Here is an 18,153-nt window from a genome sequence, read left to right as displayed (position 1 = left end):
GTGACTAACACCACCGGCGTCAGCACCCGGCTCGACGACGAACGCCTGGAACTGCTGCGCCGCAAGCTGACCGAACGCGGCCTGGCCAGGACGGCGGGCGCGGCGCCCGCGTCGGCCGACGACGGGCCACGCATGTCGGTCGGCCAGCACCGGATGTGGTTCGTGCAGTCAGTCGATCCTGACAGCGCGCTGCTTAACATCTGCGTCTCCTACCGCCTGTCCGGCACCGTCGACATCGCACAGCTGCATCGTGCGGTCGACGCCGTCGCCGCGCGACACCCGGTGCTGCACACGACGTATGCCAGCGACGCCGAGGGCGATCCGCATCCGGTGATTCGCGAGGACCTGCGGCCCGAGTGGGCCGAACACGACCTGGCCGGGTTGACCGACCAGGCGCGCCGGCTGCGGCTGGACGTGTTGGCGCAGCGCGACTTTCGCCGCCCATTCGACCTGAGCAAGGATTCGCCGCTGCGGGTCACGGTGGCGCGGCTGGCCGACGACGAGCTGATGCTGCTGATCACCGCGCATCACATCGCCTGGGACGACGGCTCGTGGGCACCGTTCTTCGCGGATCTGACTCGCGCCTACACCGACCCCGACGCCTTCGGCGATGCGCAGGTCCGCCCAGGCATCTCGGGGGATGCGGCCGCCGTTCGTCAGGCGGATCTGGACTACTGGCGCCCGCTGATGGCCGACCTGCCGGAGCCACTCGAGCTTCCCGGGCCCAACGGTTCGGTCGTGCCCACGACCTGGCGCGCGCAGCGCGCGGTCGCGCAATTGTCGCCCGACACCGTCGACCGGGCCGCCGCGTTGGCCCGCGACACGGGTGCCACCCCGTACATGGTGTTGATGGCGGCCTTCGCCGCCCTGGTGCACCGCTATACCCAGTCGACCGACTTCCTGGTGGCCGCCCCGGTGCTCAACCGCGGCGTGGGCACCGAGGATGTCATCGGCTACCACGGCAACACGGTGGTGATCCGGCTGCGCCCGCAGCCGCACCAGACGTTCCGTGAGCTGCTGAGCCAAACCCGTGACGGCGCGGTGGGCGCCTTCGCTCATTCGCGCGCCGACCTGGATTGGCTGGTCCGCGAGTCGAATCCCGATCGCCGGCATGGCGCCGACCGGATGACCCGGGTGAGCTTCGGGCAGCGGGAGCCCGATGGCGCCGGCTTCTGCCCGCCGGGCGTGCGTTGCGAACGCGGTGAATTGCGCGGCCATTTCAACCAATTGCCGTTGAGCCTGATGGTCGAGCTGGACCGGACACCCGACGGCGCCGGCGGTGGCGTGATCGAGGCGGAATACCTCGTCGAGGTGATGGACCAGCAGTTGGTCGAGCAATTGCTGCGCCACTACGCCGCCCTGCTGGATGGCGTGCTGTCCGACCCCGACGTGAAGCTGTCGGCGTGCGCGCTGATGGGCGCAGAAGACGCCGAGTGGCTGCGCGCGGTGTCGACCGGCGAGGAGTTCGTCACACCGGCCAGCACGTTGCCCGAGCTGGTCAGCCGCCGGGCGGGTCTGACGCCGGATGCCGTTGCGGTCGTCTACGAGGGGCGTGCTTACTCCTACCGGGAGATCGACGAAGAGTCGAACCGGTTGGCGCACTGGCTGATCGAGCAGGGGATCGGCACCGAAGACCGCGTCGCGGTGCTGCTGGACAAGTCGCCCGAATTGGTCATCACCGCGCTCGGGGTGCTCAAGGCGGGCGGGGTTTATCTGCCGGTGGATCCCACCTATCCGGAGGACCGGCTGAGCTTCATTCTCGACGACGCGGACGCCAAACTGGTGCTGCGCGAGCCGGTTTCCGACGCCGCGCGCTATCCGGGCACCGCGCCGGCGAAGTTGATCCGGCCGCTGAGCCCGCAAAACACCGCCTACCTGATCTACACCTCGGGCTCCACTGGGCTGCCCAAGGGTGTGCCGGTGCCGCACGCGCCCATCGCCGAGTACTTCGTCTGGTTCGGCGACGAATACCGCATCGACGACACCGACCGGCTGCTGCAGGTCGCCTCGCCCAGCTTCGACGTGTCGATGGGCGAGATCTTCGGCACGTTGATCATGGGGGCCCGCTTGGTGATTCCGCGGCCTGACGGGCTGCGCGACATCGGCTATCTCACCGATCTTTTGGCCCGCGAAGGCATCACCTCCATGCACTTCGTGCCGTCGTTGCTGGGGCTCTTCCTGTCCCTGCCAGGCGTCAGCCAGTGGCGGACGCTGCGGCGCGTGCCGATCGGCGGCGAGGCCCTGCCCGGTGAGATCGCCGACAAGTTCCACGCCACCTTCGACGCGTCGCTGTACAACTTCTACGGGCCGACCGAGACCGTGGTGAACTGCACCAGCTACCCGGTGGAAGGCACCCAGGGCACCCGGGTGGTGCCGATCGGCCGACCCAAGATCAACACTCAGGTATATCTGCTCGACAATGCCCTGCAGCCAGTTCCCGTCGGCGTGATCGGTGAGATCTACATCGCCGGAACGCATGTCGCGCACGGATACCATCGCAGGCCCCAGTTGACGGCCGAGCGCTTCGTCGCCGACCCGTTCACGCCGGGCGGGCGGATGTACCGCTCCGGAGACCTGGCCCGCCGCAACGCCCACGGTGACATCGAGTTCGTCGGCCGCGCCGACGAGCAGGTGAAGATCCGCGGCTTCCGCATCGAGTTGGGCGAAATCGCGGCCGCGATCTCGGTGGACCCCAGCGTCGGACAGGCGGTCGTGTTGGCCATGGACCTGCCCCAGCTGGGCAAGAGCCTGGTGGGATACGTGACGCCGGCCCAGGGCGCCGGCACGGAATCGGTTGACGTCGAGCGCATCCGCGCCCGGGTGGCCGCCGCGCTGCCGGACTACATGACCCCGGCCGCCTATGTGGTGCTCGACCAGATTCCGATCACCGCGCATCAGAAGATCGACCGCGCCGCGCTGCCGCAACCGCAAATCGCGGCCGCCACCGAATACCGCGACCCGACGACTCCCACCGAACAGCGCGTCGCGCAACTGTTTTCGGGACTGCTCGGTCACGACCGGGTGGGCGTCGACGACTCGTTCTTCGATCTGGGCGGCCACTCGCTGGTCGCCACCAAACTGGTGACCGCGATCCGCGCCGAGTGTGGTGTGGAGATCGGCATCCGCGACGTCTTCGAACTCGCCACGGTCGGGGCGTTGGCCGAGCGGATCGACCAGCTGAGTGCCGGCGAGCTGACGCCGTCGCGGCCCAGGCTGATCACCACCGCACACGACGAGCCCATGCCGCTGTCGGCGTCCCAGCTGCGCAGCTGGTTCGCCTACCGCGTGGACGGGCCCAGTCGGGTCAACAACATTCCCTTCGCGGCGAAACTGACCGGGCCGTGGGACATCGATGCGCTGATCGCCGCCGTCGGCGATGTCGTTGCCCGGCACGAGATCCTGCGCACCAGCTACGTCGAGTTGGACGGTGTGCCCTACCAGGTGGTGGGTCCGGCCAATGTCGAAATCCCGGTGCGCCGCGAGGAGGGGCCCGACGACGCCTGGCTGCAGCAGCAGCTCGACATCGAACGGTGCCATTGCTTCGAGCTGGACGCCGAACTGCCGATCCGGGTCGCGGTGCTGCGCACCGAGAACACCGCGGAACACGTGCTGTCGCTGGTCGTGCACCACATCGCGTCCGACCATTGGTCGGCAGGCGTGCTGTTCTCCGACGTGATGACGGCCTACCGGGCCCGGCGCGGGGGAGAAGCGCCATCCTGGGCCCCGCTTCGGGTGCAGTACGCCGACTACGCGGCGTGGCAGCGCACGTTCCTGGGCGACGCCGGCGGGCAGGAATCCGCGATCTCCGCCGACCAGCGGGAGTACTGGACCCGGCAACTGGCCGGTCTGCCGGAGGACACCGGGCTGCGTCCGGACTTCCCCCGCCAGCCCGTGCCCAGCGGTGCGGGCGAGTCCGTCGACTTCCACATCGACGCGGCGACGCGGGCCAAGCTCGGCGAGCTGTGCCGCGAGCTGGGCATCACCGAATTCATGTTGCTGCAAACGGCCGTCGCCGTGGTGTTACACAAAGCCGGTGGCGGAACCGACATTCCGTTGGGCACCCCGGTCGCGGGTCGTACCGAAGCCGAGTTGGACCAGCTGATCGGATTCTTCGTCAACATCCTGGTGCTGCGCAACGACATGGACGGCAACCCGACGTTGCGCGAACTGCTCAAGCGGGCCCGGGAGACCGCCCTGGCCGCCTACGCCCACCAGGACCTGCCGTTCGACCGCGTCGTCGACAGCGTCAGCCCGGTGCGCTCGTTGTCCCGCAACCCGCTGTTCCAGGTGGTGGTGCACGTGCGGGATCACCTGTCCGCTACCCGGGTCATCGAGACCGCGGCGGCCGGCAGCGGCGAGCAGGACACCGTGTGCACCTCGCTCGACCCCATCTTCGACATGGCGCATGCGGATCTGAGCGTCAACTTCTTCGGCACCGACGGCTCCGGCGACATCGGATACAACTGCAATCTCATCTACCGCACCGAGCTCTACGCCAGGACCACCATCGAGCGGTTGGCCGGATGGCTGACCCGGGCGCTCACCGAGTTTGCCGACGACCTCGATCAGACTTTGCGAGACGTCCAGCTGATCGGCGCCGGCGAGCAGGACCGCATCCTGCGCGACTGGAGCCGCGGCGAGCAACCGCCGCACGACCGGCCGCGCACCATCCCGGAATTGCTCGAACCCAGCCGCGCCTGGGGAACCGATCGGATCGCGGTGCGCTGCGGCGGCGACAGCATCGATTACCCTGCGCTGCACCGTAGTTCGGACAATCTGGCCGCCCTGCTCATCAGAAGCGGCGTGGGCCCGGGCACGCTGGTTGGATTGTCGACCCGGCGGAGCATCGAGCTGGTGGTGGCGCTGGTGGCCATCATGAAGGCCGGCGCCGGGTACTTCCCCATCGATCCCGGTTATCCGCTGGCGCGAAAGCAATTCATGCTCGACGACGTCGCGCCGCCGGTCGTGGTCGCGACGGTCGAAGCGACGGACACCATGCCGCAGGTGCCCGGTGTCGAGCTGATCTCGCTGGACGATCCCCAGGTGCGCACCCTGGTCAACAGCGACGACGTCGATCCGCAGGCGAGGAATGCGCGGCCGCCGCACCCCGATGACCCGATGTACCTGGTGTTCACTTCCGGGTCCACCGGCAAGCCGAAAGGGGCGGTGGGAACGCATCGTTCGATGGCCGCCCGGCTCGACTGGCAGCTGCGGCATTACAAGCCGCGCACCGACGACGTGCGCCTGGCGCAGGCCTCGCTCACCTTCCTCGAAGGCGGCATGGAGATGCTGGCCGGCCTGGCGGCCGGCGCCACCATGATCCTGGCCGACGACGCCGAACACCGCGACCCGGAGGCCCTCGGGGACCTGATGAACCGGTACTCGGTCGCTCAGGTCACCGCGGTGCCCAGCCTGGTCTCGGCCCTGGTGGACAGCCGGCCCGACGCCGTGCGCTCGCTGTCTCGGCTGGTCTGCGGCGGCGAACCGGTGAGCGCGTCGCTGCTGGCGCGGCTGGTGTCGGTGTGCGCCGACGAGTGTGACGGCGGCACCCAGCTGTTGAACAACATCGGGTCCACCGAGACGTCCGGTGCGGTGTCCCGCGGGCCGTTGGCCCCACCGAATCCGCTTGTCGGAAGGCCCGTCCCGGGTGCGCAGGCCTATCTGCTCGACGAGGGGCTGCGTCCCGTGCCCGTCGGCGTGGTGGGCGAGCTGTACTACTCCGGTGACCAGCTGGCTCGGGGATATTGGAAACGCCCCGGCCTGACCGCCACCCGTTTTGTCGCCAATCCCTATGGAGTCGAGCCGGGTTCGCGGTTGTACCGCAGCGGCGACCTGGCCCGGTGGACCGAGGACGGGCAGCTGGAGTTCGTCGGGCGTTCCGACCACCAGGTGCAGGTGCGTGGTTTCCGCGTCGAGCTGGCCGAGGTTGAGTCGGCCCTGGCGGCCGTCGATGGTGTCGCCGCCGCGGCGGCTCGCACCTGGGAGGTGCACGGCGGCACGTCGCTGGCCGGATATGTTGTGCCGCAACGGCCGATCTCGGATGACGCCGAGAAGGCGGCTTTCGCGGGGGAGGTGCGCGCCGCGATCGCCATGACGCTGCCGGGGTACATGCTGCCGTCGTCGCTGACCGTGCTCGACGCCCTGCCCAAAACCGAATCGGGCAAGCTGAACCGGCCCGGGTTGCCGCGGCCGGCGGTCAGCACCGGCGGTCAGACCGAACCCGCCCGCACCGACACCGAACGGGCGCTGGCCAAGGTTTTCGCCGAACTGCTGTCCACCCCCGAGGTCGGGCGCTTCGACGACTTCTTCGCCCTCGGCGGTGACAGCATCCTGTCCGTGCAGCTCGCCTCGCGGGCGCGGGCCGCCGGCCTGGCCGTGAGCCCGCGGATGATCTTCGAGAATCCGACGGTGCAGCAGCTGGCGGCCGCGCTGGATGCCCTGGGCGACGCGGAATCCGGCATCGAGCAGCAAGAGCCGGCGGCCGATACCCGTTTCGAGCCGATGAGCACCTCCGGGCTGTCGTCCTCGGACCTGGCCGCGGTGACGCAGCTTTGGTCGTCGTCACGCCAAGGCACGACGTGACGGCCGCCAAAACCGATGTCGCGCCCGACATCGAGGACGTCATGGCGCTGAGCCCGCTGCAAGAGGGCTTGTATTCGCTGACCACGCTCGCCGAATTCGCCGACGGCGAAGAGGCGGACGACCCGTACGTGATCGGGATCGCCGCGGACATCTCCGGCGCACTCGACGTCGCACTGCTGCGCGACTGCGCGGAGCAGATGTTGGTGCGCCACCCGAATCTGCGGGCCAGCTTCTTCAGCCGGGGGATCCCGCGACCGGTGCAGATCGTGCCGTCCCGCGTCGAGCTGCCCTGGCGGCTCGTCGCCGCCGCGCCGGGGGACGTAGCGGCGCTGGAAACCGGCGAGCGGCGGCGACCGTTCGATCTTGAGCACGGGCCGGCCATCCGCTTCCTGCTGATCGAATTGCCCGGCGAGCAATGGCGTTTGGTACTCACCGCCCATCACATCGTGATCGACGGTTGGTCGCTGCCGGTGTTCGTCAACGAGTTGATGATGCTGTACCAGGCCGGCGGCGATCCGGCGGCGCTGCCCGCCGCCCCGCGGCCCTACCGCGACTACATCGGCTGGCTGGCGAGCCGCGATCCGGAAGCCAGCCAACGGGTCTGGCGCGAACACCTGGCGGGCCTGCCGGGCCCCACCCTGCTCGCCGCCGCCCTGGGATCCATGGACACGAGCGAGGGCCAGCAACCGGGGCTGCCGCGCACCACCCGACTGCGACTGCCGGCCGAAACCACCGCGCGGCTGGTCGACGGCACCCGCTCCCGGGGCGTCACCGTCAACACCCTGATGCAAATGGCATGGGCGCTGGTGTTGTCGCGGCTGACCGATACGCACGACGTGGTGTTCGGGGTCACGGTGTCCGGCCGTCCCCCCGAACTGACCGGCGTCGAGACCATGGTCGGCTTGTTCATCAATACCGTGCCGCTGCGGGTCCGGCTCGACCCGTCCGCCTCCGCCGGCGACCAGTGCCGCGCCGTGCAGCGCACCGCCGCGCTGCTACGCGAACACAGCTATCTCGGGCATGCCCAACTTCGCGCCCTCGGCGGCGTCGGGGAGATGTTCGACACCCTGCTGGTCTACGAGAACTTTCCGATGGACGGCCTGACCGCCGGCGGCGAATTGACCGCCGGCGGAGCGACATTCCGGCCGTCCGCCCTGCAGACCCTGTCGCATTTCCCGATCGCCATCGCCGCCCACATGGAAGGCGGCGAGCTGGTGGTGCTGATCGAAGCGATCGACGGAGCGCTGGGGGCGGTTCCCGCCGCCACCTTCGGGCGCCGCGTGCTGACCACCGCCGAGCGACTGCTGCAGGGCTGGGAGCGTGCCCTGCGCGAGGTCAGCGTCCTGCTCGACGATGAGGACGGCCCGCTGGGCGCGACCGCAACGCCGAAACCGGTGGCGCCGTTGAGCATCCACGCCCGCTTCGCCGACGTCGTGGCCAGGACGCCGGACAACCCGGCTATCAGCTGGGCGGGCGGGACGCTGAGCTACCGCGAGCTGAACCGGCACGCCACCCGGCTTGCGGCGCGACTCGCCCGACAGGGCGTCAAGTCCGAAACACCCGTGGCTCTCAAACTTTCGCGAGGGCCGCACTACATCATCGCGCTATTGGCCGTGCTCAAAGCCGGAGGCATGTGCGTGCCGACGGAGCCCGGCATGCCCCCCGAACGGATCGACTCGATCCTGCGCCAATCGGGCGCGTCGATCGTCTTGGACGACGAGCTGACCGAAAAGCTGCTCGAGGCCGGCGAACCGCACGACGATGACTTCGACGCCGTCGACGTTCCACCCGCGCAGGCCGCCTACGTCGTGTTCACCTCCGGCACGACGGGAGAACCCAAGGGCGTCATCGGAACTCACGGCGCGGTGGGCGCCTACGCCGACGATCATCTGGACCGCGTATTGCGGCCCGCGGCAGCCACACTGGGCCGGCCCCTGCGCATCGCCCACGCATGGTCGTTCGCCTTCGACGCCGCCTGGCAGCCGCTGGTCGGTCTGCTCGACGGGCACGGCGTGCATGTCGTCGACGAGCAGACCCAGACCGATGCCGAGGCGCTGGTCGCGCTGATCGCCGCGCAGGGCATCGACATGATCGACACCACCCCGTCGATGTTTGCCCAGCTGCAGGCGTTCGGTTTGCTCACCGAGGCGCCGCTGACCGTGCTGGCGCTGGGCGGCGAGGCGGTGGGCAGCGCGGCCTGGGCGCGGATCCGCAACACCTGCGACACCACCTCGATGATGGCGCACAACTGCTACGGGCCCACCGAAACCACGGTCGAGGCGGTGGTCGCCACCATCGCCGAGTACGACGAGCCCTCGATCGGACGCCCGACCCGGCACACCCGCGGCTACGTACTGGATTCCGCGTTGCGCCCGGTGCCCTGCGGGGCGACGGGCGAACTGTATCTGGGCGGTGCCCAGCTGGCCCGCGGCTATCTGGGCCGCGCCCCGGAGACCGCGGCACGCTTTGTCGCCGACCCGTTCGCGGCGGCAGAACGGATGTATCGCACCGGCGATTTGGTGCGCCGATTGCCCGACGGCTCACTGCAATACGTGGGACGAGCCGACGCCCAGGTGAAGATTCGCGGCCACCGCGTCGAACCCGGCGAGATCGCGGCCGCCCTCGAATCACATCCGGCCGTGCGGCACGCCGGGGTGCTGGTACGGCAACGCCGAGGCGTTGCGCGGCTCACCGCATACGTCGCGATCGACCCGGCCACCGAAGGGTTCACGGCCGCCGAGTTGCGGAGCATGCTCAGCAACCGGCTGCCGCGCTACATGGTTCCACAGCGCATCATCGTGGTCGACGAGATTCCGTTGACCCCCAACGGAAAACTCGACGAAACGGCATTGGCCGCATTCGACGCCGACGAATCCGAAGCCGGCGCGGCGTCGCCCGAGACGCCCACGGAATCCGCGCTGGCCGAGCTGCTCGCCGAGCTGCTCGGCCAATCGCGCATCGACGTCACCGCCGACTTTTTGCAGCTTGGCCTGGACAGCATCATGGCGTTGTCGGTGGTGCAAGCGGCCCGGGCCCGCGGAATTGCGTTGCGCGCCAGGCTCATCCTCGAGTGCGGCAACGTCCGCGAACTGGCCGAAGCGATCGACTCGGAGACCACGGCCGCCACCCAGCAAGCGGACACCCGTACCGGACCGATGCCGTTGCTGCCCAACGGCCGATGGCTCTACGAACACGGCGACCCGCGCAGGCTCGCCCAGACCGAAGCCATCCGGTTGCCCGAGACGCTGCGCCGCGAACAGCTGGAAGCGGCCCTGGCCGGCATCATCGAGGGCCACGAGGTGCTGCGCACCCGGGTGGACCGCCCCACCATGACCCTGGTACCCAACCCCGACGCCGATATTCGCAACGCACTCAACGAGGTTGAGGTGGTCGGCGATCTGGCCGCGGCGGTACCGGCCTACGTCGCCGAGGCCGTCGAGCGCCTGGACCCCGAACGCGGAACGCTGCTGTCCGCGGTGTGGCTTCGACCGCCCGCCGGGGAAAGCGTTCTGCTGCTGGCCGCGCACGTCGTCGCGCTGGACCCCGCGTCGTGGCGAGTGATCCTCGGTGAACTCGGCGCCGCGCTGGCGGCCGCGGCCACCGGTCACTCGCCGGCGCCCGTTCGCGAACACACCAGCTATCGCCGCTGGGCCGACGCGCTCACCGCGCGGGCGCGGCGGCTGGACACGGCGCAATTCTGGGCGTCCCAGCTCGACGGCGACGATCCCGACCTCGGTGCCCGGCGGCTGGATCCGAGCAGCGATCGGGCCCGCGATCTGATCGTCCGCAACGCCGTCACCGACGCCGACGTCACCCGCCGGCTGCTGGATTCGGGTCTGCCGTTGCCCACGCTGCTGGTCACCGCCACCGCGGCGACGGTGACCCGCTGGCGCGAGCTGCGCGGCCAGCCCACCCCGCCACCGCTGCTGGCGCTCGAAACACACGGCCGCGCAGACGGTTTGGTTGACGGCCCGGGCGCACACACCATCGACACCAGCGACACCGTCGGGCTGCTCAGCTCCATCTACCCGGTGCGGCTGGACTCGACCGACCCGCGCAGGGTGGGGGAGCAGCTGGCTTCCATCCCCGGCGACGGACTCGACTACGGGTTGCTGCGCTACCTGCGGGCCGACACCGCCGAGCGGCTCGCCGGCTTCCGGCCCCCGCAACTGCTGCTGAATTACCTCGGCGCCGCCCACGCCGACGGCGGCACGGGGCTGCGGCTCGAACGCGAGCTGCTCGCCGGCGCGTCGCCGGTGCCGGAGCCGGAGCTGGCCGTGCGTCATGAGCTCACCATCGCGGCGATGGTGCTGACCTTTGACGGGGAGCGGGTGCTGGCCGCGCAGTGGCGCGCGCTGCCCGACATTCTCGATGGCTCCGATATTGCTGCGCTGCAAGAGCTTTGGATCGAATCACTGCGGGAGATGGTGAAATGAGCACACTGGCGATCGTGGGGGCCGGCGCCAAGGCGGTGGCCGTCGCGGCCAAGGCCTTCGCGTTGCGCGAGATGGGCGTCGAGGTTCCCGACGTGGTGGCCGTGGAGCGGATCGGTGTCGCGGCGAACTGGCAGGCCAGCGGCGGATGGACCGACGGCGCGCACCGGCTCGGTACCAGCCCGGAAAAGGACGTCGGGTTTCCCTACCGCTCGGCGCTGGTGCCGCGCCGCAACGCCGAACTCGACGAGCGGATGACCCGCTACAGCTGGCAGTCCTATCTGATCGCCACGGCATCGTTCGCCGAGTGGATCGATCGTGGCAGGCCGGCACCGACGCATCGCCGGTGGAGTCAGTACCTGAGTTGGGTCGCCGACCACGTGGGCATGAATGTGGTGCACGGTGACGTCGAACGACTGGCGATCACCGGCGACCGCTGGGCGCTGCACACGCACGAAACCACTGTGCACGCCGATGCCCTGATGATCACCGGCCCCGGCCAGGCCGAAAAGTCCTTGCTGCCCGGCAATCCGCGCATGCTGTCGATTGCCCAGTTCTGGGACCGCGCCGCCAATCACGACCGGATCAATGCGGAGCGGGTGGCGGTGATCGGCGGTGGCGAGACGGCCGCGGCGATGCTTTATGAGTTGTTCCGCCACCGGGTTTCGAGCATCACCGTGATCTCCCCGCAGGCCACGTTGTTCACCCGCGGCGAGGGATTCTTCGAGAACTCGCTGTTCTCCGATCCCACCAACTGGCCGGCCCTGACCCTGGCCGAACGCCGCGACGCGTTGGCCCGCACCGACCGTGGGGTGTTCTCGTCCAACGTGCAGGAGGCGTTGCTGGCCGACGATCGCATCCACCACCTGCGTGGCCGCGTCGCCCACGCGGTCGGCAAGGAGGGGCAGATCCGGTTGACGCTGTCCACCAACCGCGGCAGTGAGAACTTCGAAACGGTACACGGGTTCGATCTCGTCATCGACGGCTCCGGCGCCGACTCGCTTTGGTTCGCACCGTTATTCAGCCAGGACGCGCTTGATCTGCTGGAACTCGGCCTTGGTGGGCCCCTGACCTCGGAGCGACTGCAGGAGGCGATAGGTTATGACCTGGCCGTCACCGACGTGACACCCAAGTTGTTCCTGCCGAACCTGTCCGGGCTCACCCAGGGGCCCGGGTTTCCCAACCTGAGCTGCCTTGGCCTGCTGTCCGATCGGGTGTTGGGATCCACCGTCAGCCCGTCCAAGTATCCCGTGAGAAGGAGACACGATGAGCGCCAACCCCTTTGATGACGAGAACGCGACATTCGTGGTTCTGGTCAACGACGAGGACCAGCACAGCCTGTGGCCGACCTTCGCCGACACACCGGCCGGCTGGCGGGTGGCGTTCGGGGCAGCAAGCCGCGCGGATTGCCTGCAGTACGTCGAACAGAACTGGTCGGACATCCGGCCCAAGAGCTTGATCGAGGCGCTCGCCGCGGAGTAATTGGCCGCGTGCCTGCAGCGCCAAAACCCACTTGCGGCACAGGCCATTTAGCGTGTTTTCACACGTCGCGACCGTAGCGTCGTCGTAACGTGACCGACCCGAGACACAAATTCCCAAGTCACAGGGCACACTTACACCATCTTCAACCATGGAGACGTGTGACCGTGTGCGGCCATCCGCAGGATTCCGCCACGGTCCATGTGCATCGAAGGGGGACCTGTGAAATCCGTGAAGTCCATTGCCACGGGCGTGGCGGCCCTGACCGCCATTGGCGGCGCCGCCGCCGGCGTGGCTTCCATTGCAGCACCGATGGGTCTGGATCATGTGCAGTTGGCGGCCGTCGGCGCGCCACTGCCGCAGGATCCGCCGCCGCCTCCGCCCCCGCCGCCGGGCGCGCCGGGGCAGCTGCCGACGGCTGACCAGCTGGCCAACCTGTGCACCCAAGTAACCGACCCCGGCGTCAACTACCGGGACAAGAACAACCTCGTCGAAAACGGCATCCCTCAAAACGAGGGCATGGTGGCCGACCACGACCTGCGGAAGGCCTACCGCAACGGGAACTTCCCCGAGCAGTTCAACGTGACGAACATCGCGCCGGCGGGGCCGAACCTGGCCCAGGCCGACGTCGGCATCACCGGCCCGAAGTTCGCCGGGCCGGTCAACAAGCACCTGGTGTTCGTCAACCAGGGCGGCAACTGGGTCTTGCAGCACGACGCGGCGATCGCGCTGATCCAGGCGGCGACCGCGACGAACTAAGATCCGACGACATCGCCGAACCCCATGCGCCCCGCAACGCAGGCGCATGGGGTTTGGCATATCGGGCCCACGGCGGACGCCCCCGCACAGCCGGCGCACAGTCTTCTCCTGTTGCCCGCACATCGGATGGCCGTAACGTATCGGTGCCGAGACACGAAATAACAAACGCAACGGGCACGCTGACACCGTCCACACCGCCACGAACCGGCGTTGCGGATCGCCAACCCTGCGTCGACATTCGTGCCCACCGAAGGGGGAACCATGAAGATCGTCAAAACCATCGCCACCGGGGTGGCAGCCCTGGCCATCGTCGGGGGCGTTGCCGCCGGCGTCGCCTCCACCGCAACCCCGAGTGCGCTGGCCGCCGGGGTGCGGCTCGCCACTGTCGGCGCGCCGCTTCCGCAGGACCCGCCACCGGCGCAGCCCGTCGCGGGCGCCAACCTGCCGACTCCCGATCAGCTGACCGGCGTGCTCACCAGCCTCGCCGACCCGAGTGTCCCGTTCGCCAACAAGAGCAATCTGGTGCAGGGCGGCATCAGCGGGATCGAAGCGCACGTCGCCGACAAGAAGCTGCAGAAGGCGGCGAAGAACGGCGACCTGCCGCTGTCGTTCGACGTCACGAACATCCAGCCGGCCGCGGCCGGTTCGGCCACGGCCGACGTTGCGGTCTCCGGCCCGAAGCTGACGTCGCCGGTCACGCAGAACGTCACGTTCGTCAACCAGGGCGGCTGGGTGCTGTCGCGGTCGTCGGCGATGGAGTTGTTGCAGGCCGCCGGTCAGTGACCCGCGCGTAATGCGCTCAGGTCCAACCTGGCGATGCGGGCCGGATCCGCGAGCACGTCGATCGCGCGGATCCGGCCGCCGCGCACCACGAAGGCCATGACGGACGCCGCGCGGCCGGCGACGAAGATCACCGCGCCCGCGGCGCCGTTCACGGTCGCCGAACGGACCTCGCGCTCCGGCCCGGCGTAACCGCGGGCCAGCCCGGCCACCTGCTGCGCGCCCTCGGCGCGGAAGACGGCGGTGCGGGCACCGAAGTCACCACGCAACACCACGTCGGGATCGAGCACCGAAACCAGGCGGTCGAAGTCGCCGCTGCGCCCCGCCGCGAAGAACGCGTCGACCACCTCGCGTTGCGCGGCCACCGTGCCCTCGGGCGACGGATCGGCCTGCTCGATCCGGCGCCGCGCCCGGCTGGCCAGCTTGCGGGCTGCCTCCGGCGTCCGCTCGACGATGGCCGCGATCTGCTCGAACGGCACCCTGAAGACGTCGTGCAGCACGAACGCCAGCCGCTCGGCCGGCGGCAACGTATCCAGCACCACGAACAGCGCCAGCCCCACCGCGTCGGCCAGCATCGCGCGGTGCTCGGGGTCGGATTCGCCGTCCGCCTCCACGATCGGATCGGGCAGGCGGCCGAGATGTTCGTCGCGGCCCCGGGTTCGGCGGTCGCGCAACATGTTCAGGCAGATGCGCGCCACCACCGTGGTCAGCCAGGCGTCGAGATTGACGACGCCGTCCACGCCGGCGGTGCGGCTCAGGCGCAACCAGGCCTCCTGCACCGCGTCCTGGGCGTCGTCGATCGAGCCCAGCATGCGGTAAGCGACGGCGCCCAGCTGGGGCCGGGCCGCCTCGAAGCGTGCCGCCAGGGACGCATCCGCCGTCATCGGCGGTCGGTCTCGGGCAGGGCGCACACCCGGTCACCGGAGAAGCCCGACGACCCGATGTCGAGCGCGATGTTGAAGCGGGCGCGCAGGTTGCCCAGCGTGATGACGTGGGTCAAGCCGACCAGCTGGGCGGTATCGAAGTGCGCGCGCAGCGCATCGAAGAGCTCGTCGGTCACCTCGACGGGGGTACGGCTGATCGCGGTGGCGTACTGCACGATCAGCTTGTCGACGTCGGAGAAGCACGGCGCACTCTGGTAGTTGGCCAGGGCCAGCAGCTCCTCGTCGGTGATGCCCCAGCGCCGGGCGATCTGGGAGCCGAGGTCGATGCAGTACTCGCAGCGCACCGTCGTCGCCGCTTTCAACTCGGCCAGCGCCCGCTGGCGCGGGGTGAGGACGTCGAGTTTCGACTCGGCCTGCTCCAACCTGCCGTAGGCGTTGAGCAGTCGCGGGATGTGCGCGTACATCCGCAGCGGTTCCAGCATCCCCGCGGTTTCCAGCCCGGTCATCCGTGCGAGCTTGCGCCTCGTGAAAAAGAAGGCGATCTTGGCGCCGAGTCCGGCGTCGCGGTCGGAGACTCCTTGCAGCCGTGCCATGGCGGTCCTCCTGGCAAGTTGTGGCGGAAACCAACGTCCTTACCAGGTCGACACGCGGTGAGGCCCGAACGTGACCACTCGAATCACCTCGGTGGGTGCAGCGACATATCCATGTCGTATACCCGCGCGTGCAGCACGGTGCGGTTCCGCAGCGCGGCGCGCACCGCGCGATGCAGGCCGTCCTCGAGATAGGTGATGCCCTTCCACCGCACCGCGTGCGGGAAGAGATCGCCGTAGAAGGTGGAGTCCTCGGAGAGCAGGCGGTCCAGGGCGAGCACCGTTGTGGTGGTGACCAATTCGTCGAGCCGGATCTGCTGCGGCGGAATCTGCGACCAATCCCGATACGAGAGGTTGTGCTCGGGATACGGCTTGCCGTCGCGCACGCCCTTGAAGATCATCGGCCGACCCTTCCCGAATCGTTGCTCTGGCCCGACCGGTTCATTCTGGAAAGGCTAGCGGGACGCCGGTTGTTCCGGCGAGCAGACACAAAAGCACCCGAACGCGGACGGGCAGCGTGCTTTTGCGTCTGCTCGCGCTTCACCGGTGAGGTCGACGCCGCCCGGGCCCGTAAAATGAATCCGGTCAAGGCGGTATCGAAGGAGGTGGCGGCCGGTGGGAAGTGCCGATGACCGTCGGTTCGAGGTGCTGCGCGCCATCGTGGCCGACTTCGTCGCGACCAAAGAACCGATCGGTTCCAAGGCGTTGGTGGAGCGACATAACCTCGGCGTCTCGTCCGCCACCGTCCGCAACGACATGGCGGTGCTGGAGGCCGAGGGCTACATCACCCAGCCGCACACCAGTTCCGGACGGGTGCCCACCGAGAAGGGCTACCGCGAATTCGTCGACCGGCTCGACGACGTCAAGCCCCTGTCGTCGGCCGAACGGCGCGCGATCCAGAGCTTCCTCGAGTCCGGGGTCGACCTCGATGACGTCCTGCGCCGGGCGGTGCGGCTGCTGGCGCAACTGACCCGGCAGGTCGCCGTCGTGCAGTACCCCACGGCGTCGTCGTCCACGGTGCGCCACCTCGAGGTGATCGCCCTGACCCCGGCCCGGCTCCTGATGGTTGTCATCACCGACTCCGGCCGGGTCGACCAGCGGGTCGTCGAACTCGGTGACGTCATCGACGAGCACGAACTGGCCCAGCTGCGCGAGATGCTTGGCCAGGCGCTGGTGGGAAAGAAGCTGTCGGCCGCCTCGGTCGCGGTGGCCGACCTCGCCGGACAGCTGCGCAGCCCGGACGGCCTGGGTGACGCCGTCGGCCGGTCGGCGACGGTGTTGCTGGAATCCCTCGTCGAACACACCGAAGAGCGCCTGTTGTTGGGCGGTACCGCCAACCTGACCCGTAACGCGGCCGATTTCGGCGGCTCGTTGCGCTCCATCCTGGAGGCGCTGGAGGAGCAGGTGGTGGTGTTGCGGTTGCTGGCCGCCCAGCAGGAAGCCGGTAAGGTGACGGTGCGCATCGGCCACGAGACGGCCGCCGAGCAGATATTGGGCACCTCCGTGGTGACCACCGCCTACGGCACTTCCGACACCGTTTACGGGGGAATGGGTGTGCTGGGGCCCACCCGGATGGACTATCCGGGAACTATCGCCAGCGTTGCTGCGGTTGCCATGTATATCGGCGAAGTCCTGGGTGCTCGATGAACGCGCACCCGCAGGGTGGGTAGGCGCGGGGAAAGACCAGGTATAGGAGAGTCAAGCGTGGCACGCGATTACTACGGGCTGCTCGGCGTGAGCAGAAACGCCAGCGACGCGGAGATCAAGCGCGCGTACCGCAAGCTGGCGCGCGAACTGCATCCGGACGTCAACCCCGATGAGGCCGCGCAGGCGAAATTCAAGGAGATCAGCGTCGCCTACGAGGTGCTGAGCGACCCCGAGAAGCGGCGGATCGTCGACCTCGGCGGCGATCCGATGGAGAACGCGGCCGCGGCGGGCGGTGGTTTCGGCGCCGGATTCGGTGGCCTGGGCGACGTGTTCGAGGCCTTCTTCGGTGGCGGCTTCAGCGGCGGCGCGACCTCCCGCGGCCCGATCGGGCGGGTACGGCCGGGCTCGGACTCGCTGCTGCGCATGCGCCTCGACCTCGAAGAGTGCGCGACCGGCGTGACCAAGCAGGTCACCGTCGACACCGCGGTGCTCTGCGATCGATGCCAAGGCAAGGGCACCAACGGCGACTCCGCGCCGGTCCCGTGCGACACCTGCGGCGGTCGCGGTGAGGTGCAGACCGTGCAGCGCTCGCTGCTGGGCCAGGTGATGACGTCCCGGCCCTGCCCGACCTGCCGGGGCGTCGGCGTCGTCATCCCCGACCCGTGCCATCAATGCATGGGCGACGGCCGGGTGCGGGCCCGCCGCGAGATCAGCGTCAAGATCCCCGCGGGTGTCGGCGACGGCATGCGCGTGCGGCTCGCCGCGCAGGGTGAGGTCGGGCCCGGCGGCGGCCCGGCCGGCGACCTCTACGTCGAGGTCCACGAACAGCCCCACGACGTCTTCGTCCGCGAAGGCGACGATCTGCACTGCACGGTTTCGGTGCCGATGGTCGACGCGGCGCTGGGCGCCACCGTCACCGTCGACGCCATCTTGGACGGCGTCAGCGAAATCACCATCCCGCCCGGCACCCAACCGGCGTCGGTCATCACCCTGCGCGGC

General features: G+C 69.1%; 11 protein-coding genes. 8 read left to right on the top strand and 3 right to left on the bottom strand.

Annotation, left to right across the window (positions count from 1 at the left end; translation table 11 throughout):
- From A5624_RS15605 to A5624_RS15580, 6 genes are all read left to right on the top strand, one after another.
- Positions 1-6,582 carry a non-ribosomal peptide synthetase gene (locus A5624_RS15605; RefSeq protein WP_066867788.1) on the top strand — a complete coding sequence of 2,194 codons (6,582 nt, stop codon included), beginning with the start codon at positions 1-3 and terminating at the stop codon, positions 6,580-6,582.
- The gene (locus A5624_RS15600) at positions 6,579-11,018 is read left to right on the top strand and encodes a non-ribosomal peptide synthetase (RefSeq protein ID WP_082990581.1); all 4,440 of its coding nucleotides are present in this window, start codon (positions 6,579-6,581) and stop codon (positions 11,016-11,018) included. Before A5624_RS15605 ends, A5624_RS15600 begins: the two co-directional genes overlap by 4 nt.
- Positions 11,015-12,301 (top strand): NADPH-dependent L-lysine N(6)-monooxygenase MbtG, encoded by a 1,287-nt coding sequence (gene mbtG, locus A5624_RS15595; RefSeq protein ID WP_066867785.1) that lies wholly within the window; start codon positions 11,015-11,017, stop codon positions 12,299-12,301. The genes A5624_RS15600 and mbtG overlap by 4 nt, the downstream gene beginning before the upstream one ends.
- Entirely contained in the window at positions 12,282-12,497 is a 216-nt protein-coding gene (locus A5624_RS15590) for an MbtH family protein (RefSeq protein WP_066867782.1), read from the top strand. The genes mbtG and A5624_RS15590 overlap by 20 nt, the downstream gene beginning before the upstream one ends.
- 219 nt (positions 12,498-12,716) lie before the next feature.
- Entirely contained in the window at positions 12,717-13,253 is a 537-nt protein-coding gene (locus A5624_RS15585) for a hypothetical protein (RefSeq protein ID WP_066867780.1), read from the top strand.
- A gap of 261 nt (positions 13,254-13,514) precedes the next feature.
- A complete protein-coding gene (locus A5624_RS15580) occupies positions 13,515-14,036 on the top strand; it encodes a hypothetical protein (protein ID WP_066867777.1) in 522 nt (173 codons plus the stop codon).
- Here the strand turns inward: A5624_RS15580 and A5624_RS15575 are convergent.
- The 3 genes from A5624_RS15575 to A5624_RS15565 all read right to left on the bottom strand — a co-directional run bounded on the left by A5624_RS15575 (position 14,030) and on the right by A5624_RS15565 (position 15,908).
- The gene (locus A5624_RS15575) at positions 14,030-14,917 is read right to left on the bottom strand and encodes a sigma-70 family RNA polymerase sigma factor (protein WP_066867774.1); all 888 of its coding nucleotides are present in this window, start codon (positions 14,915-14,917) and stop codon (positions 14,030-14,032) included. The two genes, A5624_RS15580 and A5624_RS15575, sit on opposite strands and share 7 nt — an antisense overlap.
- A complete protein-coding gene (locus A5624_RS15570; protein ID WP_066867772.1) occupies positions 14,914-15,510 on the bottom strand; it encodes a carboxymuconolactone decarboxylase family protein in 597 nt (198 codons plus the stop codon). Before A5624_RS15570 ends, A5624_RS15575 begins: the two co-directional genes overlap by 4 nt.
- A gap of 83 nt (positions 15,511-15,593) precedes the next feature.
- Positions 15,594-15,908 (bottom strand): type II toxin-antitoxin system VapB family antitoxin, encoded by a 315-nt coding sequence (locus A5624_RS15565; protein WP_066867769.1) that lies wholly within the window; start codon positions 15,906-15,908, stop codon positions 15,594-15,596.
- Positions 15,909-16,122: 214 nt separating this feature from the next.
- Between A5624_RS15565 and hrcA the strand changes: the two genes are divergently transcribed.
- Entirely contained in the window at positions 16,123-17,154 is a 1,032-nt protein-coding gene (gene hrcA / locus A5624_RS15560) for a heat-inducible transcriptional repressor HrcA (protein ID WP_066867767.1), read from the top strand.
- 57 nt (positions 17,155-17,211) lie between these two features.
- Positions 17,212-18,153 (top strand): molecular chaperone DnaJ (dnaJ, locus tag A5624_RS15555; protein WP_066867764.1); only part of this gene is annotated, 942 nt, incomplete at its 3' end.

This window comes from Mycobacterium sp. 1482292.6, from assembly GCF_001672995.1.
Classification (GTDB): Bacteria; Actinomycetota; Actinomycetes; order Mycobacteriales; family Mycobacteriaceae; genus Mycobacterium; species Mycobacterium europaeum_A.
Note: the sequence above shows the minus strand (reverse complement) of the source record. Positions and strands in the feature narration are given on the sequence as shown.